We start from the raw sequence: 22,766 nt of genomic DNA, 5'->3' as shown, positions 1-22,766 counted from the left end.
GAAGTGGGTAGTTTAATAAAAAAGGAAATAGCCGTTGAGGGTGCACACAGAACCTAACACGCCCAAGACAGCGGAAGCGTAAAACATGGCTCGCCGATTGGAGATGATAGCCACAGAGGTGAGCACAATGGCCAGTTGGAGAAGACCCTCGGCGTAATCAAACCAAGGGTCTTTGCGCAAGGCAAGGTCGCGCTCTTGCTCAAGGTGTTTAGCCTTGGCCATGAGCTCTTTTTTGCCTTCGCCCGTTTCGGGTTCGGTTTCATACCGCTCGACGTTTTTTTTGTAGCCAGCCAATTTCGCTTCCATCAGATCTTTGGCTTGGGCCGTTGGTTTGTCGTTGGCCAACTGAATTTCAAGCCTATCAACTGCTAACTTGTATTCTGTTTGGCGGATGTTTTTGGCTTGGTAAAAAGAATACATATTGGAGGCCAAGATATTTGACATCATGGCCTCTTTACCGGTGTTAGAGCCACCCAGATTATTGACCGTCAAGATCAGGGCCAAGGCAGAAATGAACAAGGCGCAATGGGTCTTGAAAGGGTCGTTGGCAGCTTCGGCCAATTCGGTGGGGTCTGGGGATTCCATTTTTTGTTTTTGGGGTTTAAACGCCCATTGTAATCAGCGTTTAGCCGGTTTAACCTCGTAGGGGGCCACAGAAACAGCCTCTAGCAAATAACCGCTCATCCCTTGGGATGTGGCTACCCGCCCCTCCTTGATCTCTCCCTCGACCCAAACAATGTCCATAGACTCCGGTAACTTCTTGATTTTGCTTTGAGCTGTCGGGCGAATCAGCACAATTTGGTTGGCTGGCGGGGGGGGAGTGTGGATACATGCACCAAAATAAGGAACCAACAAAAACTCACGTTTTTCGCTTCGATCCGCGTCTAGAGGTACGACGTAGCCAGGTAAGCGTACTTTTTTATTGAGTTGCGATTTAACGATAGGCGCTTCGTCAAATTTTTTGCGCATAACAGCCATCGCTTTATTGGCCTCGTCACTGTTGTCCTGCAGATTTGATAATTTGCTAGCCGCCGCCATCTCCTTGGTCATCTCTTTGACCCAAGGCTCGGGCATGAGGTCGTTCCAATCGATCAGGCTGTAGCCTGGGGTCTCTGCGCTCACATACACAGGTGATATGAAAGCTGCAACACTGAGGCAGCAAGAAACAACACAGACCCAAAAATGACGATGCATTTGAAATTCCTCTATTCAAACTGACGGGGGATGCAAACCATCCGACAAAGACAAACGGTAGGCACGCCAAGCCGGCACCAGACTGGCCAGCAAAGCCACGCCACACAAGCCCGCTAAAGCCCACCATGCCTGTGCAGCAGGCCAGCCTGCTTGCACCAACACACCAAACTCGGTGCGCAATACCCCTTGCCCCGCTATCAACAAGGCTTGGCACAGCACATAACCCATCACTATACCCACCACGCAGACCAACAAAGATTCCAACAAAACAAAGCCCATCAAAGCCAAAGGCGCCGCACCCATGGCCCGCAAAATGGCCAATTCTTTGCGCCGACCGGCCATCGCCACGAGCAGCACCGCCGCCACGCTGAACATGGCACTCACCGCCACCAGCATACCCACCAGCAACAAGGTGTTTTCAACCACTTTCACAATTTGCCACAACTCGTCTAGCGCCACGCCTGGCATGACCGCCATCAACTGACCACGCTCCAAGCCTTCGATCTTGCGCCGTACCGAGAACACCTCGGCACGGTTATGCAAACCCACCCACACAGCCGACAGACTGGAGGGTTGCAACTCTTTGATGTCCAAGGCCTGCGGTGCACCGCCTGCCGCCTTGAAAGCACTGGGCGAGATGCCCATGCCCCAACCGACATGGATGGCCTCGAAAGCCTGCAAGCTGACAATGACGCTTCGGTCTATGGGTGCGCCAGTGGGCTGCAAGATGCCCACCACGGTCATGGGGTGGTCTTCATGCTCGGTGCCAAGGCCACTGGACTGGCCGTGGGTGAGCACCAATTTGTCATTGAGCTTATGGCCAAAACGTTTGGCCACCTCGGCACCTAGCACCACCTCGCTCAAGGCCTCAGGCTGGGTGAGAGGGTCTGCAAACGCCCGCCCCTGAGCCCACTGCAAACCTTGGCCTTGGCTTTTGAAACGGGTGAATATGTCAGGGGTGCTGCCCAGCACCGGATGGCCTAAATAACTGTCCCCCAGTTGAATGGGTACAGCCCATTGCACTTGGGGCAGTTGCGCCAAAGCGGTAAAGCCCTCGTAACTCATATTGCGTGAGGGTCTGCCAATTTGAAACACGCTGTAGAGCATGAGTTCGGTGGCGCTGCCGCGTGGCCCCACGATCAGGTCTACGCCACTGAGCGCATTGGAGAAACTGCGTTTGGCGTCTTCCCGCAGTTGCTGCACGCCCAGCACAATCAACACTGAGACACACACAGACACAATGACCATGGCCAAAGCTTGGCGACGCGACCATGCACTGCGCCAAGCCAGGTTCAGCCACATCATGCTCGGCCCCTTAAAGGCATGGCAAAGACTTGGTCGAAACGAGATGCCAGTTGCGGGTTGTGGCTGACCATGACCACGCTGGCAGCTTGGCGCCGCGCTGTGCCCAACAACACATCAAGGAACTCGAGTTGATTGGCCTCGTCCAGCGCCGACGTAGGTTCGTCGGCAATCACCAAGCGGGGGCTGCCCATGAGCGCTCGCACTGCAGCAACCCGTTGCTGCTGACCCACCGACAGTTGGTTCACACCTTGCTGCCACACGGCCTTAGGCAGACCCAAGGTGTGCAACAAATGCAAGGCTTGCTGCTCGGCACTGCCCCATTCCTGCACGGCAGCAGCGGCACGGCTGGGGAACAAGCGGGTAGGCAGCAGCACATTGGTTTTGACGTCGAGGTAGGGCAGCAAATTGAACTGCTGAAAAATCACGCCCATGTGCTCACCACGCAAGCGGTCGCGCTGTGCGGCGCTCAGTTGCTTCAAGGCTTGCCCCAATACTTCGCAGTCTCCGTGCTGAACAGCAATCACGCCTGCCAACATACCCAGCAAAGTGCTTTTGCCGCAGCCGCTCGGCCCTTGAATGAACAAGTTTTCGCCCTGCAACAGCGTCAGTTGCGCAATGTCAAACAAGGGCGGCGAATTGCCCCAAGCGTGGGAGAGTTGCGAGAGTTGAAGAGCGTGGGTCACGGTTTACCAGCGAAGCACTGGGTCTTTGGCTTTGAGGGTGACGCTGGCCTGCCCTTTGGGGCTGACCATGTCCACTTTCAAAGCACTTAAACGGGCGTGCTTTTTAAACAAGGGAATTTCAACCTGAGTCAAAGCGCTGGGCTGGCTGCAGCTGAACTCAAGCTCGGCATCCAAGTCGCTGTGCTCGGACTTTTTACCCTTGAACATGTCAGAGTTCACTAGCAAAGACTTGGTTTGGCAACCCGCCGCCGCAGGCAGGGTGATGAAGTAACTGGCTTGCGCCACGGCTGTTTGCAACTCGGCCATGGCCTTTTTTTGTTCGGGGGTACGCGGCAAATGCTCGTGACCCAGCAAGCTTTCCATGGGAATTTCAAAGTTGGCTTTGACCGTGCCGCCTTGGACAACCAGCTCCAATGTGCCAAAACCATGGGAATGGGCAGCGTGCTTGTCACCGGCCAGCGCACAAGCGCCGTGAAGCAAGACTGCCGCCGCGAAAGCGCTACAAATTTTGTGTTTCATCATTTTTCCATTCTAGAAGATCAGTTGCAAACCCAATTTGATATTTCTGCCAGGCAACGGCGCCTTGGGGCGGCCTGTCACCGTGTCTGCAGCGGTGGTGGTCAACACAGAGGTGGCGGGATAAGCCAATTGGTCGGTCAGGTTGTCAACCTTGATATACCACACAGCTTGGTTGGCTTGAAGGGTTTGTCGGTAACTGAGCTGGGTGTTCCACAAGTTGTAACCGGCAGTGGCCACCTGAGTGGACGCCAAGCGGGGGGCTTGTGCCTTGTCCATCCCCAGCGACCAACGCCAAGGCCCCGATTGCCTTGACAAGCTTGCGCCCCAACGAAAGGGGGCGATACGCGGCAAGGCTTCTCCCGTGTCAAGGTTGCTGGCACGAACGGAATCCGCCCGTAATTTGAGATCCCACAAGGCAAGCCCATCGATGGCTGGAAACAAGCCGCTGCTGCCACTCAAACGCAGCTGCGCCATGGCTTCCCAGCCTTTGAACTGGGCTCGAACCGCTTCAAACTCGTATTTATCCCAGCAATCGTTGTCGGCGTCTGCACTGGTACAAGCAACGCTGTCTGTACCTGCGCCACCGACAAGGCCTGAGCCATTTACTACATCGCCTGTGGCATTCAAACCTATGTAATTGCTAAAGCGGTTGACGAAGTAATTCAGGCTGGCAGTGTGCGGCCCCTGCCCCCATTCCATGCCAATGTCCATTTGACGGGCTTTTTCGGTTTGCAAAGCGACCGAGCCTTGCTCATAAGCGGCGGTGGCCACATGCACACCGTCGGCACGCAACTCATAGTCTTTGGGCGCTCGTGCGGTACGCGCCCAATGGGCTTTGAGCGACACATCGGAACTGAGCTTGTACAAAACCCCCAAAGAACTGCTGATAGGGGAAAACATGTTGGTGGTCGCGGCGGTGTAACGGGTCGACCCGTCGCTCTCTGGGTCGAAGGCATCGCCATTGACTTTGACAGCTTCGGAACGAAGCCCAAAACTGAAACCTCCCCATGGTTTTTTCAGCTCTTCAACCCAGTAAATCGCTGATTGCCGGGTTTGGGTAGACGGCATGAAGGCCTCCGCGCCATTGGCCGCAAAGCGGTTGTCTTCGCCTTGCCAGCCGACTACCCCTTGCCACTGTCCCCATGGGCTGGCCACGGCTTGGTGCTTGGCGCTCCAGCGCAGCTCTTGCCCCTCTTGGCTGAACACTGTGCCAACCGCGCCCGATTCGTATTCCGTATGTTGGTAATCGGTTTGGGTGAACTGCACCCGCATATTGTCCCAGCCGGTTACAGGATAGCGAATTTCCGTTTCCAAGGCATAGCGATCGCTTTGCATGCCTATGGTCACCGTATCCTCGGCCACCGTGCCGTAAGTGCTGTTGTAGTGCGTGCCTGACAAACCCAGATAGCCCTTGTCCCAAAAGACCGAACCGCCCAAGGCATAGCCACGGCTGGTGTTGGCTGAATTACAAATGGCCTTGGCTGAGGCGCTAGAACCCGACTTGGTACAAGCCAAGGTATCGGGCACACCCATGTCGCCGCTGTGCCTGCCAAAGGCATCCACATGCAAACCATAGCGCTCGTTGCCAGACTCGAGCATGACCGCGGCACGGGACTCTTTGTTGACCGTGGACCAACCCACATCGGCCTTGCCGCTCAAGCCTTCCATGGGCTGCGTAGGAATGCGGTTGTCGATCAAATTCACCACGCCCCCCACAGCGCTGCCGCCGTACATGATGGCCGAGGGGCCGCGCAGCACCTCGATGCGCTCGACCGTCAAAGGGTCTGACGGCACTGCATGGTCATTGCTAAGCGCAGACACATCGTGCGAGCTTGCGCTGTTGTTCAAGATTTTGATCCTGTCGCCGTCCATGCCACGGATGATGGGGCGGCTGGCATTGGGGCCGAAATAGCTGCTGCTGACACCAGGCGTGAGCGCCAAGGTCTCACCCAGTGTGCTTTGGCTGTTGATCATCAATTCCTCGCCTTGCAAGATTTGCACAGCTTGTATGCCCTCGGCGTTACCCAAGGCATTGCCCGTCACCGTCACTTCTTGCAGTCGCTCAGGATTTGCGACAGGCATGTTTTGGGCTTGTGAATGAAGCACCTGAAAGAGCAAGATGGCCAAGCCCCAGCGCTTGGCGTCGAGTACTTGGTTTTGGGGTGAAAATCGGTGCATGGAATCCTCCGTTACACGATAATGATAACTCATTATCATATAAACAGCTTACCCTATGGAACGCATCACCAAACAAGGCACGGCCATCCTCAACGCCATAAAAACGGCTGGCCGCCCCCTGTTAGCACAAGAAATTTTGGATGAAGCAGCAGCCAAGGCACCGGGCATGGGTATCGCCACGGTGTACCGAAATATCAAATCGTTGGTAGAAAACGGCTTGGTGGGCACGGTGTATTTGCCCGGCGAAAACCCTCGCTACGAGTCCTCGCACCACCACCACCACCACCATTTCCATTGCACACGCTGCGATAAGGTCTATGACGTGCATGAATGCCCGGGGGAGTTACAGCAACTTGCCCCCAAAGGCTTTCATGTGGAGAGCCACGAGCTGACGCTGTACGGTGCGTGTGAGAGATGCCAACTCAGTCCCCCGCCACCTTGAGCATGATTTTGCCAATGTGCGTGGACGACTCCATCAGCGCATGGGCTTGCGCTGCTTGGTCTAACTCGAACACTTGGTGAATGACGGGCAAAGCTTTGCCTTGCGCCAGCAGCGGCCAGACCTGCGTTTGCAATTCATGGGCCATCTGTGCTTTGTCCGCTGCACTGCGCGGACGCAGGGTGGAACCGGTGAAGGTCAGTCGCTTGACCATCAGCGCAATCCAATCGACCTCGGTTTTCGAGGGCTGTAAAAACGCGATTTGCACCAAACGACCGTCGATGGCAAGCGTTTGCAAATTGCGCTGCATATAGTCGCCACCCACCATGTCCAAAATGATGTTCACACCCTTTTGCTCGGTGGCGGCAAGTGCTTGGGCGACAAAATCTTGCTGGCGGTAATCGATGGCCACATCGGCACCGGCTTTCAAGCAAGCCGCCACCTTGTCGGCATTGCCCACGGTACACAGCACCTTGGCACCAAAGGCCTTGGCGAGTTGAATCGCGGTCAAGCCAATGCCGGACGAGCCGCCATGCACCAAGAAAGTTTCCCCCTTCTGCAAACGGCCACGCTGAAACACATTGGTCCAGACGGTGAAGTAGTTTTCAGGCAAAGCTGCTGCTTGCAACAGGCTTAAACCCTTGGGAACAGGCAAAGCTTGCCCCTCGGGGATGCTGACGTACTCGGCGTAGGCTCCACCATTGGCCAAACCGCATACCGCGTCGCCCACCTTCCAGCGGGTCACGCCCTCGCCCAACGCCACCACATGGCCTGAGGCTTCCAAACCCAAAATGGGTGAAGCACCCGGTGGGGGTGGGTAGCGACCGCTGCGCTGCAAGCAATCGGGGCGGTTCACACCCGCATAAGCCACCTTGACCAAGACCTCGCCTGCCGCGGGTGTGGGCACGCCGGTCTGGGCGGGCTTCAATATATCGGGGGCACCGCCACTGCCGTGGTCGATAAAACGCATCAAAGCAGGTATCGTCATCGTCAAAACCTTATGAAAAACAGCCGTGCACACTTGGGAACCGGCTCGGGGCATGCAGGATAGCACCCCGCACCCCGCACCCCGCACCCCGCACCCCGCACCCCGCACCCCGCACCCAGCACACCGTGTCCTACGCCCCTGATTAAACTCCGTTAAACTGTGTTTTTATACAGTATTTATTCTCACTTGACATGCACACCCTGCACCAACAACCCCAAACCCTGCAAACCCAGCCCAGCGGCGCACCGCTGCGCCTGCTGCTGCACCGCATGTCGGCCGGCTTTCCCTCACCCGCTGCTGACGACACCGAAGACAGCCTCGACCTCAACGACTACTTGGTGCGCCACAAACCCGCCACCTTCATGTTCAATGTGCGCGGCGACTCCATGCGTGGCGCCAGCATCGAAGACGGCGACAAAGTGGTGGTGGACCGCTCGCTGCAAGCACGCCACAACGACATCGTGATCGCCGTGGTTGAAGGCGACTACACCATCAAGCGCTTGCACCAACAACACGGGCGCATTGAGCTGCGCCCCGACAACCCCGCCTACCAAGCCATTGTGCTCAGCGCCGAGCGGCCTTTGGAGGTGTGGGGCGTGGTGGTCGGCGTGGTGCGACGCTTAACACGCGGGGGCTAGGCATGAGCACACCCGCACAGTTTGCGCTGGTCGATGTCAACAACTTTTATGTCAGTTGCGAGCGCGTGTTTCAACCTCGCCTGCACAACATACCCGTGGTGGTGCTCTCCAACAACGATGGCTGCGCGGTGGCTCGCTCCAACGAGGTGAAAGCGCTTGGCGTGAAGATGGGTGCGCCTTGGTTTTCGCTCAAAGATTTGGCATTGCTGCACGGCATCGAGGCGTTTTCCTCCAACTACACGCTGTACGCCGACATGAGCCAACGCGTGGTCGATATCTTGCGTGACTACGCCCCCGACTTAGAGGTGTATAGCATCGACGAAAGTTTTTTACGTGTTGAACAAGTGCTGCCGCTGCACGGCGGTGGTGTGGCGCTGGGGCGGCAGATGCGCCAACGCATTCGCCAGTGGACCGGCTTGCCGGTGTGCGTGGGCATAGGCCCGACCAAAACCTTGGCCAAGTTCGCCAACCATCTGGCCAAGAAGCAAGCCGTGTTTGAGGGCGTGTGCGATTTAAATGCCCTCTCTCGCCCTGAACGCCAAGACTGGATGGCGCAAACCGAGGTGCGTGAGGTTTGGGGCGTGGGCAGTCGCACCGCACGGCGCTTGGCCGACATGGACATTCACACCGTGCTTGATTTGCGCAACACGCCGCCTGCGCGTGTGCGCCAGCGCTTTGGCGTGGTGATGGAGCGCATCGTGTGCGAACTGCGTGGCGTCAGCTGCTTGGGATTGGAAGACATCACCCCCCCAAAGCAACAAATCATGGCGTCGCGCAGCTTTGGCAGACCTGTCCACAGCATGGTGGAGTTGCGCGAAGCCCTCAGCACCCATGTGGCGCGGGCAGGTGAAAAGCTGCGTGCTCAGCAGTCGCTGGCAGGGGCTGTTCACGTCTTCATCCGCACCAACCCCTTCAAGCCCGACGAACCGCAGTACAACGCCAGTCTCTTGGTACCTTTGCCCGAACCCAGCGACGACAGCCGCTTGCTCAGCGACGCGGTGTGGGTGGCTTTGCGCAAAATATTTCGTGCCGGTTTTGCCTATAAAAAAGCCGGTGTCATGCTGTGCGCTTTGAGTGAAGCACAACGTCAGCAACACAGCTTGTTTGACAGCAGCGCGACGCGTACACGTGACGCTGAGTTGATGAAAACACTCGATCGCCTGAACCTGCATTTCGGACGCAACACGGTTCACTTGGCCGCCACAGGCACCAGCCGTGATTGGCGTATGCGCAGCGCCAACCGCTCACCACGCTTTACCACCCGCTGGGACGAGCTACCCAGCGCCCAGTGAACGCTCTCAGCGCCACACCACCGTCTCAAAATGCACACTGCCCAAATGGCTGCTCAGCGTCATGCCGCCCTCTTGTATGGTGGCTTGTAATTGCATGCTGCGCTCAGCCATGGCGGCCATGGCTTGCGAGGCCTCAGAAGGAATGCGCATCACTTTGAGCTTGTCTTGGCGATGCAGTTTGTTCTCGATGCCACGCCACCAAATATCCGCTGAGTGCGCAAAGGCATAGACCAGCACGCGGTCAGACTTGCTGCAAGCACGCAGCATGGGTTTTTCTTCGGGCTGGCCCACCTCGATCCATACCCGCTTGCGGCCGGTGAAATCAGTGATAGATACATCGGGATCATCGGGGTCGGACAAGCCCGCCCCAAACGCCAACACTGCATCGCCTTGACACAGGTCTTGCACCTCATGGGCGTTCATGGCGAGGGCGACAAGCCGCACCATCATGCGCTCGTCGGTCTCGCTGGGGTGACGCGCCAAGGTCAGCGCATGGTCGGCGTAATAGCCATGGTCGATATCGGCGATCTGCAGCTGCGCCTTGTAAATGGTAGATTTGATGGCCATGGGCGATGATAGTCTGCGCCCTGCCCCTGACAAGCATCCACATGACACCCGACACACTTTTGCAGCATATCGACCAAGGCAGCCTATGGCCTGCCGACAGCGTAGCGTCCATCCCCAGCGATGTTTCACTGGCCTACCAAACCGCTTTGCAAGTGAGGCAGTTGCGTGTGCAGCGCGGCGAACAACCGCGCGGCTTCAAAATTGGTTTCACCAACCGCAGCATTTGGGAACGCTACCAAGTGTTCGAGCCCATTTGGGGCACGGTCTGGAACACCACCCTCAGCCACGCTGATGCGCAGGGCGAGGGCTTTGTTGACATCAGCCACATAAGCCAACCGCGCTTGGAGCCCGAGTTGGTGTTTGGCATGCGCAGCACGCCCTCTGACGATTTAAACCCGCAAAGCCTGTTTGATGCCATCGAGTGGATGGCCTGCGGCTTTGAAATCGTGCAGTCCCACGCCGCCGATTGGCGCTTCAAAGTGGCTGACACTGTGACCGACAGCGGGCTTCATGCGCATTTGCTGGTGGGCAAGCCCTTGGCGGTACGGGAAGTCGCCGCAGACGGCGCAACTTTGCATAACCTGCTGTCGGGCATGTCGCTGCAACTTCTGCACGAGGGGAAAACGGTGGAAACGGGCTACGCCAGCAACGTGCTGGACAGCCCCTTGATGGCCTTGCTGTATTTTTTGAAAGCCCTGCGGCAATGCCCTGGGGCGCCCGGTGTGCAGGCGGGAGATGTGATCACGACAGGGACTTGGACCGACGCGTGGCCTTTAAAGGCTGGCCAGCAGTGGGAAAGCCGCTATGACCTTCCCTTGACGGGGTTAAAGATAAAGCTGAACTTAGGCTCTGAGGGCACGTAGGCCGGGGTACAAACGAGAGACGGGGCGGCTTTTTTGCTCTGCCTCTTGCGCCATTTGGCTGCGAATACGTTCGAAAGTGTTGCGGATGGAGATGTTTTCTGAAGGAATGTAAGCACCGCTGCCTAGTGATTCAGTGGGCTTTGAGGGCTGGTCTGTGTGTGACTTGTTCATGGCGGTCATGGGTTAACAATCTTGTTGCTCTTAACGCCCCACCATGGGACACGGATGACAAATCACAGCAAAATATTTTGAAACGCTCATATTTGGGGATACATCGACTCATTATGAAATCTTTAGGGCTAATAAATTGATGCCTAGCCCCAACTTAGCGCAATGGCGCTGCACCGTGAAAGTGCCAAGGCGGGCTAAAAAAACCGCGCCCCCAAAGACGCGTAGAACACCTCAAAGATCTAAACAAAAAATTGCATACACCAAAAAAAATTTCCCTGCAAATACCGAGCATAGAGTTAACACCTATGCAAAGGGTATTGCAAGAGTTCTATCATGCATTCGCCTGATTAAAGGGTGCAATCCCAAGGACAGGGTTGATAAGTTTACTTAGCAACAGCAAGTCGGGGTTGTTACGTTCAATTCACAAAGACGAGGAGTTCTCTAATGCGTGCACTTAAACTGGTTGCGGCTATTGCTGCGACTACATTGATGGCCTTTGGCTCGGCAGCACACGCCGGCCCTAGCGTCAAGTTGGAAAAAGTAGTCAGTGGTATCAATACGCCACTGTCCATGGTGCAACCTGCCGGTGACAGCCGCATGTTCATCACAGAACAAAACGGTCGTATCAAGATTCTTGAAAACGGCAAAATCACAGGCACTTTCCTCGACATCCGCAGCAAAATCGTTCCGCTGATGGCTGACTTCGACGAGCGCGGTCTGTTGGGCTTAGCTTTTCACCCCGATTTCAAATCGAACGGCAAGTTCTATGTGGCTTACTCAGCTCACTTGGACTACCAATCAGATTTGGGCCAAATGCTTTGGTACAACCACAGCAACGTGGTTGAAGAGTACACCGTCTCCAAAGGCGACAAAAACATGGCCGACATGTCTTCTGCACGTCGTATCCACTCCATCAGCTGGCCCCAGTTCAACCACAATGGTCACTGGATTGGCTTTGGTCCTGACAAGAAGTTGTACATCTCCACCGGCGACGGCGGCTATGCCAACGACTGGGGCATTGGCCACAATCCTTTGATCGGTAACGGTCAAGATTTGACCACCGCCATGGGCAAAATCCTGCGCGTTGACGTTGATGCACGTACAGGCGACAAGCCTTACGGCATTCCTTCTGACAATCCATTTGTCGGCAAGAAAGACGTTTTGCCAGAAATCTGGGCTTACGGTCTGCGTAACCCCTGGAGATGTTCATTCGACCAAGCTGGTGGCACACAACTGTATTGCGGCGACGTGCAGCAAAACAGCTGGGAAGCCGTTAAAGCTATCGACAAAGGCCAAAACATGGGCTGGCGTCGTGTGGAAGGTGTGATGCGCTGCTTCAACTGGGCAGAGCCTGACAACCATCCCGCTAGCTGCGACAAATCTGGCATCACTGCTTCCATCATGGAATACGCCAACTGCACAGCCGTTCCTAACGGTTGCAAAGGCATCTCCGTCACTGGTGGCTACATCTCCCGCGGCGATGGCACTGGCTCTAAAGGCAAGTACATCTTCGGCGACTGGAGCAAAGGCTTTGCTGAAAACGACGGCCAAATTTTCATCGGCACCAAAGGTTCTGATGGCAAATGGTCCATGGAAGTTGCTTCTGTTGAAGTCCAAGGTGGAACCCCCAACGGCAAGATCCCTTACATCCTGGCTTTCGCCCAAGATAACAAAGGTGACGTCTATGCTTTGACTTCCGTCACTACTGGCCCCAATGGTTCGCAAGATACCATCTACAAAGTTGTTGCAAAATAATTTTGTAAGCTAAGGTCTGAAACTGCCACCTGTGCGACATGGGTGGCAGTTTTTTTTTGAATATACTGATGTCATGAAAACTTCATCTCTCTCCTTTTTTTCACTGCGCCGCGCACAGCTCATGTTGTGCGTTTCAACCCTGCTGGCCTTTGGCTTTGCAAGCACCTCTGTGTGGTCTGAAGAAGCTGCGGCACCTGCCGCCAACGATGAACCTGCGCCCGTCATCACGGCTGCCATGATCAAAGACCCTGCCTATGTTGAAGCTGGCAAGCAGGTGTGGGACGGCCAATGCCGCCATTGCCACGGTAACAGCGCCTACCCCGGCAAAGCACCCAAGCTCAAGCCTTCCTCCTACCAAGCCGAGTTTGTGTACGACCGCGTCACCAATGGTTTTCGCAAAATGCCCTCTTGGAAAGCTGTTTTTAATCAGCAGCAACGCATTGGCGTAACCGCATTTATCATGGGAGATGAGTTCATGCCTTAACGGCTGTCCACCACACACATTAAAAAACCTGCTGTTTCAGCAGGTTTTTTTTCGCCTGTGTAGATGACGAGAACTAAGTGAGAAACTTCTCTAGCGTGATGGCATCTTCAGGACATGACTTCAAGCAAAGGCCACAGGCATGGCAAGCCTCGGGCGACACCACATCGGCTTGCATACGCTTGTGCGCCCAAGCCTTTAATCGACCACGCAAAGAAATGTCGCCTAACTCTTCCCAAGTGAATTGGCGTACCTCAAACACCGCATAGGGGCAAACGGCCACACAGTCGGCCTTACCCTCGCAGCGACTGCGGTTGATCACAGGTGCGACTTTGCCCGCTTGATCGGCGCAGACAGTGGGGTCGGGGGAAGCATTGGCCATGACAGTTAAAACTCAGTAAGAGGCAGAAGCGAAACTCGACCACGCCAGACCGCTGGGGTCATCGGCCCACGCTTTGACCTTGACGGCTTGCACTACCTCAGGGGGACACAGGTCGGGGTGGCTGAGGCATATCTTGGCAATGACTTGTAGCTCTCGCTCCAAGGCTTTGCCAGCCAAGGCTTGCAGAATGACCGCTACCCCTTCGGCATTGGCATAGGGCACCGCACAACGCCAAATTTCGGGGGCAATGAAGCGCCCTGCCGCCCAACGCTCTTGCACCAACAAAATGAGGATGACAGAAAGATCAGCGTTGTAGCGTTCATCCACACCTTGGATTTGCCAAATAGAAGAATCCAAGAAAAACGCCTTGACGATCATCTGGTTCCATGCAGCTTCGTCGAAAAACTCCAAGGGAAAAGGGTTGCGATGCGACATGGCCTCATAGACAGGTCGCATGGTCGAGCGAATGGCCTCACGGGCCTTGGGCTCCAAAGCCTGGGGGTGGGGAAACAGCGCAAAGCCACGGAAAATGGCCAACAGTTCGTTGATCTCGGAGGTGTCTATCAGCATCACTACTTGCTGAACAAAACCTGCCTCATCACCTTGGTAGAACGCAAGCGTGAATGCAATACGAGCTGTTTGGTCAACGCTCCACTCGCTGGGGTCTAAGCCCTGACGCAGTGCTTGCGCGGCCTGCAACTCCGCCTGCGTGGGCTGCAAATCCGCCTTGCCAAGCTTGCGAGGCGCCAAACCCAATGCTTTGAACCAACGGGCTTGCTCGGGCTTGGCTTGCAAAGCCCGCAACTCAGTATCAAACCAGGCAAAGCCTTCGGGAGACAAGCGCGGCTTCAACCAAACACTGAGCAAGTCGATGGCCTGAGGAATGGCCGCGGGTGAAAGATGGTGATGTTGAGGGAACATATGCAATCAAGTGCCTGGAATGAATTTTTGAAACAAACGACAAGCCAAATAAGCCAGTACGCAAGCAAGAACCCAAGGCCAACTGCCTCCCGCGAAAGCGACGGCTGCTGCGTCTAGCAAAGCACAAGCCGCAATCAGTTGCGCCACAGCCCTAGGCACATCCCCACCTTGGCGACGCAAGGCCAACAAACGCACCGCCAAAATATCTGCCACTGCCAACAGTAACAAGGTGAGCAAAGCCAAAGGCGGTGAGGAAAAATTGAGCACAAAAATGGCAAAAGGCAAGACCAAAATAAACAGTGGCCAAAGCCGCTCTATGCGGTCCAAGCTTTCTTGCTTGGCCGCGTAGGTTAAGCCTGCGATATGTGCAAAAACCGCCAACATGCCCCACAGCAATGCGTCTGGCGATTGCGGCAAACACACCCAAGCTGCCAAGGCATACACCAAGGCACGGCAGCTGCCCATGATGACAGGCGAGAACACATTGCCTTTGTGCCACGCGTTGTACAAAAGAATGGCCAAGCTCAAAGCTGCGCCAGCTTGAACCGCCAGTACACCATAAGGGGCGACGATGAAAATACCGCCCATCAACATGGCGCAGCCAATGGCTGACACCGCCTTGGCTGAAATTTGGCCCGAGGGAATGGGACGATTGGGGCGTTCACGCGCATCGATATCAGCATCAAAAGCGTCATTGAGGTACATGCCACCCGTGTAAAACAAGGTGATGGCCAGCATCACCCACAACAGGGTGGGCACATCAGCCGCATGGCCCGACAAAAAAGCGCCAGCCAGTACATTGGTCCAGACGGTGGGTAAATTGGACACCCGTCCAATCTTTAAATAAGTGGCAAATCCAGTACGCGGGGTATTCATGCCAGCAAGACCTTTTTAACAAACAGCAGTTCACGGGCGATGGCTTGTGCCTTGGAATCGGTCTTGAGCGCAGCGGGCAGAACATCCCAAGTATAGGTTTCGACCTCTAGATGCGAAGAAAAGCCCTCATGCTTGCAAGCCTCCAAGGTTTGCAGCAACTGCGCTTGGGTGGTGGAGATGGCCCCTGCATCTTGCAAAAAAACCGGCACGTGGCAATGCACACGCCACTCGCCTTGCGCTTGGCCACTATGAAACGCAGCCACGGCATCGGGCAAATCGACGTAACGTGTGATTTGTCCCGCCTGCTGAACCACCACTTGGTGCAGATACACCGCGTCGTCAAAACCCTGCACCGTGGGAAGTTGCGCCGCTGTCATTTGAGGAATGCGAACCGCGCTGCTGAGCTGAATTTTGGGAATGGCAATGCCTGCTTGGCGCAAATTGTTCAAAGCCAGCGCGGGGTCTTCAAACTCGACTGCGCTGTGGCAGACATCGAAGCACACACCCAAATGCTCGGCCAAGGCTTTCCTGGCCAGTTCGCTGGAACACGCCAAGGCCTGTGCCAACTCGGCCACGGCCTTGTCGCTGCGTATATGGGTTTGGATGAAGTGCGAAGCCTCTTGGGTGGTTTCCAAATAACACGCTGGTTCGGGTTCTAAAGCCAGGGCAATGTGCTTACCCGTTTGCCGCTTGATCACCACCATATGCGCCACGCACTGCAATAAATGACTCACAACCTTGGGCATGGCCTGAGGGGCGTCGCAGGCATCTCGAAAGCCTACAGGCACGGTCGAGATGCTGCCGTCAACGCCCTGGGGCAACAGCGCGGTCAAGATATCGATGCAAGCCAAGGTGTAGCGAACACGCTCTGCATGGGTCCAATCAGGGGCATACACATCTTGCTTGACTGGCACGCCATGAAAAGTGCCATAAGGAAAAGCATTCAGCGTGAACACATAAGCGTTGAGCGACTTCAGTTGAGCTTGAAAGGTTTGCAAAACGCTGGGGTCGTGCAGACTGAAGGCGGCTTGCCCCGACAAACGCAAACCTATGCCCATAGGGGCACCATCAGCAACGGCGTCTCTGATGGTAGGAACAAAGAGGTTGAGACTTTGGCTTACCTCATCCCAACTTTCACCTGCATGGATATTCGTGCAGTAGGTGAGATGGGGTTGGGCGGCAAGCCGTGTCAGTTGCATGTCTTCAAATGTGTTGTTTCAGCCAAGCTATAGATTGGGTCACCCAGTCGTCTTGAATTTCATGTACCTCTATGCCTTTACCGATGCCTGCCAGCAAAGTAATGGTGAGTTCGCCGCCCAGATGTTCGCGAAAATCTGCCAAGCCTTGCAACACAGCCAAGCGGCCTTGGGCATTGCGGGTTTCAAGTTGGTCGTTCCAGAGTTTGAAGCCGAGTGTGCTGAGCAAGCGATGCACCCGCAGGTCTTCGCCTGCAGGCAACAAACCTGCCAACACAGAGTAATGGGCATCCATGGCAACACCAATGGCCACCGCCTCGCCGTGGCTGAGTTCGTGCTGCGTGGTCATGCGCTCTAACTTGTGGGCAACCCAGTGGCCATAGTCCAAGGGACGTGCCGAGCCAGACTCGAAGGGGTCACCGCCCAAGGCGATTTGGTTCATGTGGATTTGGGCTGAACGCTTAATGAGGTAAGACAAAGGCACCGTATCAAAACGGGCCAAGGCCTGTGCATTGTTTTCCAGCCAAGTAAAGAATGCGCCGTCTCGAATGAGCGAGACTTTGACAGCCTCTGACATGCCGCAACGCTTTTCACGCTCGGGAAGTGAGTCGATGAACACACCGTCGTTGATGACCGCCCAAGGAGGAGCAAACGTGCCCACCAAGTTTTTCAAACCCAGCCAGTTGACGGCATTCTTCACACCCACGCCGCTGTCGTCTTGACCCAGTACCGTGGTCGGGAAACGAATGTGACGCACTCCGCGATGGAAAATAGCCGAGGCATACCCTACCGCGTCCATGATCGCGCCGCCACCAATGGCCAACGAGTAAGAGTGACGGTCAATGGCCTTGTCAGACAAAATTTTCAGCAAATTGGTAATCAGTTCAGGGTCGTTTTTACAGGCTTCTCCGCCTTGCAAAACGACCGCATCACCCACGAGTTCAATGTGCTGGGCATGGGCTTGGAAATAGGCTTGGATTTGACTCAGCAAATTAGGTAGCGCAGACGCCACGCCACCATCTATGAACACGGCAACACGGTGGCGCTTGTGGGTTTCACGACGCTGTAAAACGTCTAGCAGGTGCGAATTGGCAGGGTCAAACGCATGACGTGTAAAGACCACAGGGTAAGCGTAATCGACCGAAAAGCTTTGCACTTGCAAGCTGTCGCTGACCGTGTTGGGTTCTAGTGTTTCATGAGATGGTGCTCGCGCATTCATATCAACTTCCTCTTTTTGAATTCGGGTGTAGGGGGTTAGGACATCGGTCATCAGTGTCAGGTCCTCGATCAAGTCGTCCTGAGACCAGCAGGTGTCGAAACGCCAAAAATATGTTGCAATGCAATCGCTTTAATGTCGGTGGCCGACACTGTGTCTGGAAGCAAATTGGGCATATCGCTCATGACCAAGGGACCGTCGAGTGGGTCATCCGTGGGCCGGCCATGCGAGCCTTTGACCAAATTGGCGTCCAAAGGGATGACATCGAGCAGCATACGAAAGCCTAGAAGTTTTTTCACAAGCTTCCAAACGATGTACAACTTCGGGAAAGCTAACTTTGGGTCCAGAAACAATTCCACGGGGTCATAGCCAGCTTTGCGGTGAATTTCAACAGTGCGAGCAAAGTCGGGAGCCAAGGCGTCATCGAGCCAAAAATAATAGGTAAACCAAGAGCGTGCATCCGACATGACGACCAACTCACCGCTTCGTTCGTGCGCAATATGGTGGGCTGCTTGCTCGGTTTTGTCCCATACAGACTCGACCCCCGGCATGGCCAAGAGCAAGGCCTTGACTTGCGATATCAGTGAAGAGTCGCGGATATATACATGCGCAATTTGGTGATCTGCCACCGCAAACACTTTGGAGGTGGTGGGGTCTAACATTTCGTGACCATCTTCCATGCGAACTTGCAGCCAACCTTGGCGACGAATTTCACGATTGATATGAATCGGTCGATCTACCTCGGTGATACCGTACTCGGACAAAACCATGACTTGGCGACCGTGCTTTTGCGCAAAGTCGATCAGGTCGCCAGCCACTTGATCGATCTCTTGCAAAGACTTGGCCACTGCAGGATGGTTTTCATTGGGACCAAAACGCTGCATGTCGTAATCGAGATGCGGCAAATAGACCATGGTAAGCGTGGGATCGAAATCAGTAATGGCTAACTCGGAGGCCTTGGCAATCCAGCGAGTCGACGCTATATTGGTATTGGGGCCCCAAAAGCTAAACAAAGGGAACTTGCCCAAGCGCTCACTTAACTTATCGCGCCAATCGGTAGGTACGGTAAAGCAGTCTGGGAGTTTTCTTCCGTCTGCTTTGTAAATGGGTCTGGGGGTGGCACCATAATCGTGACTTGAGGCCATGTTGTACCACCAAAACATATTGGCGCAGGTGAAACGCGGGTCCCGTGTTTTTCCTGCTTCCCAAATTTTTTCGCCATTGACCAAGCGATTCGACTGTCGCCAAAACCAAATTTCACACAGGTCACGAAACAACCAACCATTGGCCACCACCCCGGTTTGGTCTGGCGGCAAACCGGTCATGAAAGTCGCTTGCGTGGTGCACGTGACCGCGGGTAAGGTGGTGGTTAAAGGCCGCATAGCACCTTGACGGGCAAACGCCGATAAACGCGGCGTATTTGCACCTAGGTGGCGGGGGGTAAGACCCACGATATTGAGAACGATCAGCGGCTGCATAAATGAAAAACCCAAAAGTCAACAGCTAATCCGGTCAGCGGATCACGTTTGCGTCGACTTGACGGGTGTGTACTTTGGGCTCTTGACCCCGCAAAACCGAGTTTCCTTCGTAAAGAGTGCGTTGATCGATGGCCTGGGGTTTGAGCCAATGCTCTTCTTGCATCTCGCCATTTAGGCCATAAACCGCCAAGGCGTTTTTGTAAACCACTTGGTGAATGATGTCTGCAGAAATACCTCTGTCAGCCATCAAACGCGCAGTCTTAGGAACAGCCAAGGGGTCTGAGACGCCCCAGTCGCATGAAGAATCAACAATCACGCGCTCTGAACCATACTGCTGTACCAAAGTAGCCAAACGCTCATTGCCCATTTTGGTAGACGGGTAAATGGTGAAAGCACACCAATAGCCTCGGTCTAGCACTTCACGGATGGTTTCTTCATTGTTGTGATCGATCACACATCGTGCGGGGTCAAAGCCATGCTCTTCCAACACATCCATGCTGCGCTGGGTACCACGGGTTTTATCGCGGTGTGGCGTGTGGATCATGATGGGCAAGTCGTACTCTTTGGCCATCTCAATTTGGGCACGGAAGGCTTTATCCTCCTGCGGTGTTTGCTCGTCGTAACCAATTTCGCCCACGGCAACCACACCCTCTTTGGTCAGGTAGCGCGGCAAAACAGCCAGCACTTGTTCGGCCAAAGCTTCGTTGTTAGCCTCTTTCGGGTTCAAACCAATCGTGCAATAGTGGCGAATACCAAACTGACCGGCGCGAAAGCGCTCAAAGCCTGTGATGGTAGAGAAGTAGTCAACAAAGGTGCCTACATTGGTACGTAATTGGCCCAACCAAAAGGCAGGTTCGATGACAGCCACGATACCTGCTTGGGCCATGGCTTCATAGTCGTCGGTGGTTCGCGCGGTCATGTGGGCATGGGGGTCGATCATCATGCCAAGGCCCCCTGTGGGGATAGCGCGAAATTCTTTTTTGAAACCCTCTAAACGACTGGCGTCGTCCATGATTTTTTGCAACATGCTAGGTGTCAAATTACCGTTGCAACAAGGACAGGCCACAGATTTACCCGCAAACATCTCTTCAACCGCAGAAGAATTGACCTGTGCTTCAGATCCGGTAAAGGGGGCTTGGGTCTTCATGTCTTCCTCATTAACTGGCCAAACGACAGCCAACAATAATCACGGCTGAGAGCCAAATATCATAGCACTATGGGGGTTTAGCCATCCTAAGGGAAAGCCCCTTAATCAGAGGAAATTCAGGGTTTTGGCAGGGGCTTGCTGAGGTCTGCTGTTGACTTGACTTGATTGGCTTCGTGCTGGGTCATCTGGCCCATGAATTGCCCCCCGCGTTCAATTTCAATTTCCGCATAGTCAAGTTTGCCTGAAACCGCACCATCGCGGTGAATCATGATGTGCTGATGGCAAACAACATGTTGAGCCAAAACACCATGGACATCGATGGTATGGGCGTCAATGCTTCCTGACACACTGCCGTGGGTGCCTATGTGTAAATCATGAACAGTGATTTCGCCAGAAATAATGCCGTTGACTGTTGCGCGACCAGGTGCGGTTATGGTGCCAACAAAGGTGACACCTTCTCCAATGATCAAACTGCTTGCAGATGGTGTAGCTTCAGCCATGTCATACCTTTAGGTTAAAGAAAGAGGAATTTTTTATGCAAAAAAAACATTCTAATAACAAAAACCCTCTCACTAACCCATAGGCTTATGAAAAAATAGCTTTTTTATGATTTTTTTGAATGCTAAATAATACACTTCTAACTTCTCAGGCAATACTTGAGGTACTGTGGACTCAAGTCGATGATATTCAAACCGATTAAAGTGGAACAAGTTTTGCTAACAACCTCCTGTAACTATTAGATTTTTTGACAAATGAACACCAAAGGAATGACCAAATACCTGATCATGGTGATGTTGATGGCCTCTATCAACATCCCATTGTTCATCTATTCCCGTTCCTTTTTGAAGTCTGAGCGGGCAGGCATGGAAGCAGTTGATATGCATGGCGCCCCTGTTCATGCGCATGCAGGCGCAGACGGACAAACCCAGCAAGATGAGACCCCCTCGGCGCATGACGAAACGCCCACCGCTGAATCTTCGGCATTAGATGAAAAGTCCTTCGTCAAAGCCGAGCCCTCTCCTTTGGCCAATTTGTACCGTCCTCCACTTCTAGGAAAATGTAAAAAACTGTTTGAACGCTTCATGCGAGAAAACGACCCAGCAAAGCCCTTCCGTGCCTTTGTTTACAGTTTTGATGGCGAAACCGCTTACTGTGCAGGCGCTGTCACCGACAAAAGCAAAGAAAAGGCTGAGGAAATTGCAAGGAAAGATTGTGAAGAAAACCAAGCCAGCACAGGCAAGTACTCTCCTTGTCGTATTTACACATCAGAAGAAACTAACTAGGTAAAGCTATGGATTGCGTTGCATGTGGAAAACCTATTTCAATCACCGCCAAGTTTTGTGGCAAGTGCGGCGCGCCCGTTAAACGCAGCACAAAGCTTACTGAGGCAGCCCTCATCGATGAAAACTCTGTCGAGCTAACTGCGGCCCCTGCAGAAACCAAACCTGTTGATGAAATGAGCTTCACACTCAGTCCGCCTGAACACATGGCTGATATGCGTGAAATTGACCTAGAGTTGGCCCCAACACCTAGCCAAACGGTAACCCCAGCCTATGCTGAACCGGAAGTCAACATTCCTGCCCCCCCTGTTGCCCCTTCAGACATCACACCTGCACCCACCAGTTCAGTCAAAGAGACAATACCCAGCATAGACCACGATAGGCTAAAAGCTGTTGAACAAACGCAACAGGAAATCAAAAAGACCCTTGAAAAACACTCCCTGTTGCTCGACTTCATTTCGCTCACATCGCAACAACAAAACCATCAGCAAACCCAACCTGACCCGCTAGAGCCTTTGGTGAGCCAAGTGGCTGAGCAACAAACCAACTTGCAAAGTCAACTTACCCAATTGGCTGCGTTGTTTTCTCAGAATGAAGCGCAACAATATTCGCAGCGTATGCCAGACGAATTCAAGCTTCAACTTGAAAAACAAAAAATTGAGATTCATAAATTACTTGCGCAAAGCATGGCGCAAAACAATGAAAACCTCAAAGATGACCAACATGAGGTCATAGAGCACCTTGAAAAACGCGTTGATGCCTACCACCAAGCTGCGCAGCAAAGTTTGGAAAAAAACATGGGCGCTTTAGCTTCTGGCATGAGCGAACTTAAGGCTCAGTTACAGGCCGTACAGAAAAAAACAGCCGAGAAATCCTCCCCCAAATCCATGTCGTCTGCGGACAGCGACAGCGATGGCGGCAGCTTCATGATTTTTGTCATTGGTCTTTTGTGCGGTTTGACTGTGGTGCTGAGCTCTTTGGCTATTTACAACTTCTTGTCGCACGAACCTGCCAAAACTGACGCCCAAGCCAAACATGACAGCGCAGGGCATGGAGATGCCACGGATACGCATACGGCTAGCCCCTCTGAAAAGCATGGCGAGCCTGCAGACAAGAACGCTCCAGCGGATAAGCATGAAGCTCCTGCCAAAGCCAAATCACATTGATGCACGCAAATTCTGAAAGCACCCCATGATT

The 22,766-nt window shown here is 54.1% G+C and carries 25 protein-coding genes; 8 read left to right on the top strand and 17 right to left on the bottom strand.

All coding sequences use genetic code 11. The annotated features are described in order from the left end of the window. Nucleotides 1-12: 12 nt before the first annotated feature. From AC9UEO_RS09140 to AC9UEO_RS09115, 6 genes are all read right to left on the bottom strand, one after another. Nucleotides 13-585, bottom strand: a complete 573-nt coding sequence (locus tag AC9UEO_RS09140) for a DUF4337 domain-containing protein (protein ID WP_509532364.1) — start codon at nt 583-585, stop codon at nt 13-15. A gap of 33 nt (nt 586-618) precedes the next feature. Next, entirely contained in the window at nt 619-1,122 is a 504-nt protein-coding gene (locus AC9UEO_RS09135) for a DUF3299 domain-containing protein (protein ID WP_509532363.1), read from the bottom strand. 87 nt (nt 1,123-1,209) lie between these two features. After that, nucleotides 1,210-2,499 (bottom strand): ABC transporter permease, encoded by a 1,290-nt coding sequence (locus AC9UEO_RS09130; RefSeq protein ID WP_509532362.1) that lies wholly within the window; start codon nt 2,497-2,499, stop codon nt 1,210-1,212. Next, nucleotides 2,496-3,182: an ATP-binding cassette domain-containing protein gene (locus AC9UEO_RS09125; protein ID WP_509532361.1), complete on the bottom strand. Its 687-nt coding sequence runs from the start codon at nt 3,180-3,182 to the stop codon at nt 2,496-2,498. Before AC9UEO_RS09125 ends, AC9UEO_RS09130 begins: the two co-directional genes overlap by 4 nt. Nucleotides 3,183-3,185: 3 nt before the next feature. Next, nucleotides 3,186-3,701: a ZrgA family zinc uptake protein gene (locus AC9UEO_RS09120; RefSeq protein WP_509532360.1), complete on the bottom strand. Its 516-nt coding sequence runs from the start codon at nt 3,699-3,701 to the stop codon at nt 3,186-3,188. Nucleotides 3,702-3,713: 12 nt separating this feature from the next. Continuing rightward, on the bottom strand, nt 3,714-5,879 hold the full coding sequence (locus AC9UEO_RS09115; RefSeq protein WP_509532359.1) for a TonB-dependent receptor: 2,166 nt from the start codon (nt 5,877-5,879) through the stop codon (nt 3,714-3,716). A 55-nt stretch (nt 5,880-5,934) separates the two neighbouring features. Here AC9UEO_RS09115 and AC9UEO_RS09110 point away from each other — a divergent pair, with 55 nt between their 5' ends. Continuing rightward, the gene (locus AC9UEO_RS09110; protein ID WP_509532358.1) at nt 5,935-6,321 is read left to right on the top strand and encodes a Fur family transcriptional regulator; all 387 of its coding nucleotides are present in this window, start codon (nt 5,935-5,937) and stop codon (nt 6,319-6,321) included. Here the strand turns inward: AC9UEO_RS09110 and AC9UEO_RS09105 are convergent. Beyond that, on the bottom strand, nt 6,302-7,288 hold the full coding sequence (locus AC9UEO_RS09105; RefSeq protein WP_509532438.1) for an NAD(P)H-quinone oxidoreductase: 987 nt from the start codon (nt 7,286-7,288) through the stop codon (nt 6,302-6,304). The two genes, AC9UEO_RS09110 and AC9UEO_RS09105, sit on opposite strands and share 20 nt — an antisense overlap. Before the next feature lie 209 nt (nt 7,289-7,497). Here AC9UEO_RS09105 and AC9UEO_RS09100 point away from each other — a divergent pair, with 209 nt between their 5' ends. Together AC9UEO_RS09100 and AC9UEO_RS09095 are read left to right on the top strand one after the other, a co-directional pair. Then, on the top strand, nt 7,498-7,944 hold the full coding sequence (locus tag AC9UEO_RS09100) for a LexA family protein (protein ID WP_509532356.1): 447 nt from the start codon (nt 7,498-7,500) through the stop codon (nt 7,942-7,944). A gap of 2 nt (nt 7,945-7,946) precedes the next feature. Next, on the top strand, nt 7,947-9,236 hold the full coding sequence (locus AC9UEO_RS09095; protein ID WP_509532354.1) for a Y-family DNA polymerase: 1,290 nt from the start codon (nt 7,947-7,949) through the stop codon (nt 9,234-9,236). A gap of 6 nt (nt 9,237-9,242) precedes the next feature. Here the strand turns inward: AC9UEO_RS09095 and AC9UEO_RS09090 are convergent, their stop codons facing one another. Next, on the bottom strand, nt 9,243-9,803 hold the full coding sequence (locus AC9UEO_RS09090; RefSeq protein ID WP_509532353.1) for a YaeQ family protein: 561 nt from the start codon (nt 9,801-9,803) through the stop codon (nt 9,243-9,245). A 41-nt stretch (nt 9,804-9,844) separates the two neighbouring features. Here AC9UEO_RS09090 and AC9UEO_RS09085 point away from each other — a divergent pair, with 41 nt between their 5' ends. After that, complete coding sequence (locus tag AC9UEO_RS09085; protein WP_509532351.1) at nt 9,845-10,666, top strand: 2-keto-4-pentenoate hydratase; 822 nt, start codon at nt 9,845-9,847, stop codon at nt 10,664-10,666. On the opposite strand, the gene AC9UEO_RS09080 is transcribed toward AC9UEO_RS09085, so the two are convergent. Beyond that, nucleotides 10,646-10,837, bottom strand: a complete 192-nt coding sequence (locus AC9UEO_RS09080; protein WP_509532350.1) for a hypothetical protein — start codon at nt 10,835-10,837, stop codon at nt 10,646-10,648. The two genes, AC9UEO_RS09085 and AC9UEO_RS09080, sit on opposite strands and share 21 nt — an antisense overlap. Nucleotides 10,838-11,281: 444 nt before the next feature. On the opposite strand from AC9UEO_RS09080, the gene AC9UEO_RS09075 reads away from it, so the two are divergent. Further along, nucleotides 11,282-12,592, top strand: coding sequence for a PQQ-dependent sugar dehydrogenase (locus AC9UEO_RS09075; RefSeq protein ID WP_509532348.1), 1,311 nt, complete (start codon nt 11,282-11,284; stop codon nt 12,590-12,592). 73 nt (nt 12,593-12,665) lie between these two features. Beyond that, a complete protein-coding gene (locus AC9UEO_RS09070) occupies nt 12,666-13,076 on the top strand; it encodes a c-type cytochrome (RefSeq protein ID WP_509532346.1) in 411 nt (136 codons plus the stop codon). A gap of 73 nt (nt 13,077-13,149) precedes the next feature. On the opposite strand, the gene AC9UEO_RS09065 is transcribed toward AC9UEO_RS09070, so the two are convergent. The 8 genes from AC9UEO_RS09065 to AC9UEO_RS09030 all read right to left on the bottom strand — a co-directional run bounded on the left by AC9UEO_RS09065 (nt 13,150) and on the right by AC9UEO_RS09030 (nt 20,789). Then, nucleotides 13,150-13,455, bottom strand: coding sequence for a 4Fe-4S dicluster domain-containing protein (locus tag AC9UEO_RS09065; protein WP_509532344.1), 306 nt, complete (start codon nt 13,453-13,455; stop codon nt 13,150-13,152). Nucleotides 13,456-13,467: 12 nt separating this feature from the next. Next, nucleotides 13,468-14,376, bottom strand: coding sequence for an EboA domain-containing protein (locus tag AC9UEO_RS09060; protein WP_509532436.1), 909 nt, complete (start codon nt 14,374-14,376; stop codon nt 13,468-13,470). A gap of 6 nt (nt 14,377-14,382) precedes the next feature. Further along, nucleotides 14,383-15,252, bottom strand: a complete 870-nt coding sequence (locus AC9UEO_RS09055; protein WP_509532342.1) for a UbiA family prenyltransferase — start codon at nt 15,250-15,252, stop codon at nt 14,383-14,385. Next, nucleotides 15,249-16,451 carry a metabolite traffic protein EboE gene (eboE, locus tag AC9UEO_RS09050; RefSeq protein WP_509532340.1) on the bottom strand — a complete coding sequence of 401 codons (1,203 nt, stop codon included), beginning with the start codon at nt 16,449-16,451 and terminating at the stop codon, nt 15,249-15,251. The genes AC9UEO_RS09055 and eboE overlap by 4 nt, the downstream gene beginning before the upstream one ends. Before the next feature lie 4 nt (nt 16,452-16,455). After that, nucleotides 16,456-17,718, bottom strand: a complete 1,263-nt coding sequence (locus tag AC9UEO_RS09045) for a 3-dehydroquinate synthase (protein WP_509532338.1) — start codon at nt 17,716-17,718, stop codon at nt 16,456-16,458. Between the two features lie 17 nt (nt 17,719-17,735). After that, nucleotides 17,736-19,142 (bottom strand): alkaline phosphatase family protein, encoded by a 1,407-nt coding sequence (locus AC9UEO_RS09040; RefSeq protein ID WP_509532336.1) that lies wholly within the window; start codon nt 19,140-19,142, stop codon nt 17,736-17,738. Between the two features lie 34 nt (nt 19,143-19,176). After that, complete coding sequence (locus tag AC9UEO_RS09035) at nt 19,177-20,289, bottom strand: TatD family hydrolase (protein ID WP_509532334.1); 1,113 nt, start codon at nt 20,287-20,289, stop codon at nt 19,177-19,179. A 116-nt stretch (nt 20,290-20,405) separates the two neighbouring features. Further along, nucleotides 20,406-20,789 carry a bactofilin family protein gene (locus AC9UEO_RS09030; RefSeq protein ID WP_509532332.1) on the bottom strand — a complete coding sequence of 128 codons (384 nt, stop codon included), beginning with the start codon at nt 20,787-20,789 and terminating at the stop codon, nt 20,406-20,408. A 252-nt stretch (nt 20,790-21,041) separates the two neighbouring features. Between AC9UEO_RS09030 and AC9UEO_RS09025 the strand changes: the two genes are divergently transcribed. Further along, nucleotides 21,042-21,572, top strand: a complete 531-nt coding sequence (locus AC9UEO_RS09025) for a hypothetical protein (protein WP_509532331.1) — start codon at nt 21,042-21,044, stop codon at nt 21,570-21,572. A gap of 8 nt (nt 21,573-21,580) precedes the next feature. Then, a complete protein-coding gene (locus AC9UEO_RS09020; RefSeq protein ID WP_509532329.1) occupies nt 21,581-22,735 on the top strand; it encodes a zinc ribbon domain-containing protein in 1,155 nt (384 codons plus the stop codon). Nucleotides 22,736-22,766 lie beyond the last annotated feature (31 nt).

Source organism: Limnohabitans sp., from assembly GCF_040401495.1.
GTDB lineage: Bacteria > Pseudomonadota > Gammaproteobacteria > Burkholderiales > Burkholderiaceae_C > Limnohabitans.
This window is presented reverse-complemented; position numbering and strand designations above follow the sequence as displayed.

What these genes read in the sequence shown, in the direction of transcription:
- AC9UEO_RS09140 (WP_509532364.1), bottom strand. Translation starts at nt 585, where the DNA reads ATGGAATCCCCAGACCCCACCGAATTGGCCGAAGCTGCCAACGACCCT.
- AC9UEO_RS09130 (WP_509532362.1), bottom strand. Translation starts at nt 2,499, where the DNA reads ATGATGTGGCTGAACCTGGCTTGGCGCAGTGCATGGTCGCGTCGCCAA.
- AC9UEO_RS09120 (WP_509532360.1), bottom strand. Translation starts at nt 3,701, where the DNA reads ATGAAACACAAAATTTGTAGCGCTTTCGCGGCGGCAGTCTTGCTTCAC.
- AC9UEO_RS09115 (WP_509532359.1), bottom strand. Translation starts at nt 5,879, where the DNA reads ATGCACCGATTTTCACCCCAAAACCAAGTACTCGACGCCAAGCGCTGG.
- AC9UEO_RS09110 (WP_509532358.1), top strand. Translation starts at nt 5,935, where the DNA reads ATGGAACGCATCACCAAACAAGGCACGGCCATCCTCAACGCCATAAAA.
- AC9UEO_RS09105 (WP_509532438.1), bottom strand. Translation starts at nt 7,288, where the DNA reads ATGCGTTTTATCGACCACGGCAGTGGCGGTGCCCCCGATATATTGAAG.
- AC9UEO_RS09100 (WP_509532356.1), top strand. Translation starts at nt 7,498, where the DNA reads ATGCACACCCTGCACCAACAACCCCAAACCCTGCAAACCCAGCCCAGC.
- AC9UEO_RS09095 (WP_509532354.1), top strand. Translation starts at nt 7,947, where the DNA reads ATGAGCACACCCGCACAGTTTGCGCTGGTCGATGTCAACAACTTTTAT.
- AC9UEO_RS09090 (WP_509532353.1), bottom strand. Translation starts at nt 9,803, where the DNA reads ATGGCCATCAAATCTACCATTTACAAGGCGCAGCTGCAGATCGCCGAT.
- AC9UEO_RS09085 (WP_509532351.1), top strand. Translation starts at nt 9,845, where the DNA reads ATGACACCCGACACACTTTTGCAGCATATCGACCAAGGCAGCCTATGG.
- AC9UEO_RS09080 (WP_509532350.1), bottom strand. Translation starts at nt 10,837, where the DNA reads ATGAACAAGTCACACACAGACCAGCCCTCAAAGCCCACTGAATCACTA.
- AC9UEO_RS09075 (WP_509532348.1), top strand. Translation starts at nt 11,282, where the DNA reads ATGCGTGCACTTAAACTGGTTGCGGCTATTGCTGCGACTACATTGATG.
- AC9UEO_RS09070 (WP_509532346.1), top strand. Translation starts at nt 12,666, where the DNA reads ATGAAAACTTCATCTCTCTCCTTTTTTTCACTGCGCCGCGCACAGCTC.
- AC9UEO_RS09065 (WP_509532344.1), bottom strand. Translation starts at nt 13,455, where the DNA reads ATGGCCAATGCTTCCCCCGACCCCACTGTCTGCGCCGATCAAGCGGGC.
- AC9UEO_RS09060 (WP_509532436.1), bottom strand. Translation starts at nt 14,376, where the DNA reads ATGTTCCCTCAACATCACCATCTTTCACCCGCGGCCATTCCTCAGGCC.
- AC9UEO_RS09055 (WP_509532342.1), bottom strand. Translation starts at nt 15,252, where the DNA reads ATGAATACCCCGCGTACTGGATTTGCCACTTATTTAAAGATTGGACGG.
- eboE (WP_509532340.1), bottom strand. Translation starts at nt 16,451, where the DNA reads ATGCAACTGACACGGCTTGCCGCCCAACCCCATCTCACCTACTGCACG.
- AC9UEO_RS09045 (WP_509532338.1), bottom strand. Translation starts at nt 17,718, where the DNA reads ATGACCGATGTCCTAACCCCCTACACCCGAATTCAAAAAGAGGAAGTT.
- AC9UEO_RS09040 (WP_509532336.1), bottom strand. Translation starts at nt 19,142, where the DNA reads ATGCAGCCGCTGATCGTTCTCAATATCGTGGGTCTTACCCCCCGCCAC.
- AC9UEO_RS09035 (WP_509532334.1), bottom strand. Translation starts at nt 20,289, where the DNA reads ATGAAGACCCAAGCCCCCTTTACCGGATCTGAAGCACAGGTCAATTCT.
- AC9UEO_RS09030 (WP_509532332.1), bottom strand. Translation starts at nt 20,789, where the DNA reads ATGGCTGAAGCTACACCATCTGCAAGCAGTTTGATCATTGGAGAAGGT.
- AC9UEO_RS09025 (WP_509532331.1), top strand. Translation starts at nt 21,042, where the DNA reads ATGAACACCAAAGGAATGACCAAATACCTGATCATGGTGATGTTGATG.
- AC9UEO_RS09020 (WP_509532329.1), top strand. Translation starts at nt 21,581, where the DNA reads ATGGATTGCGTTGCATGTGGAAAACCTATTTCAATCACCGCCAAGTTT.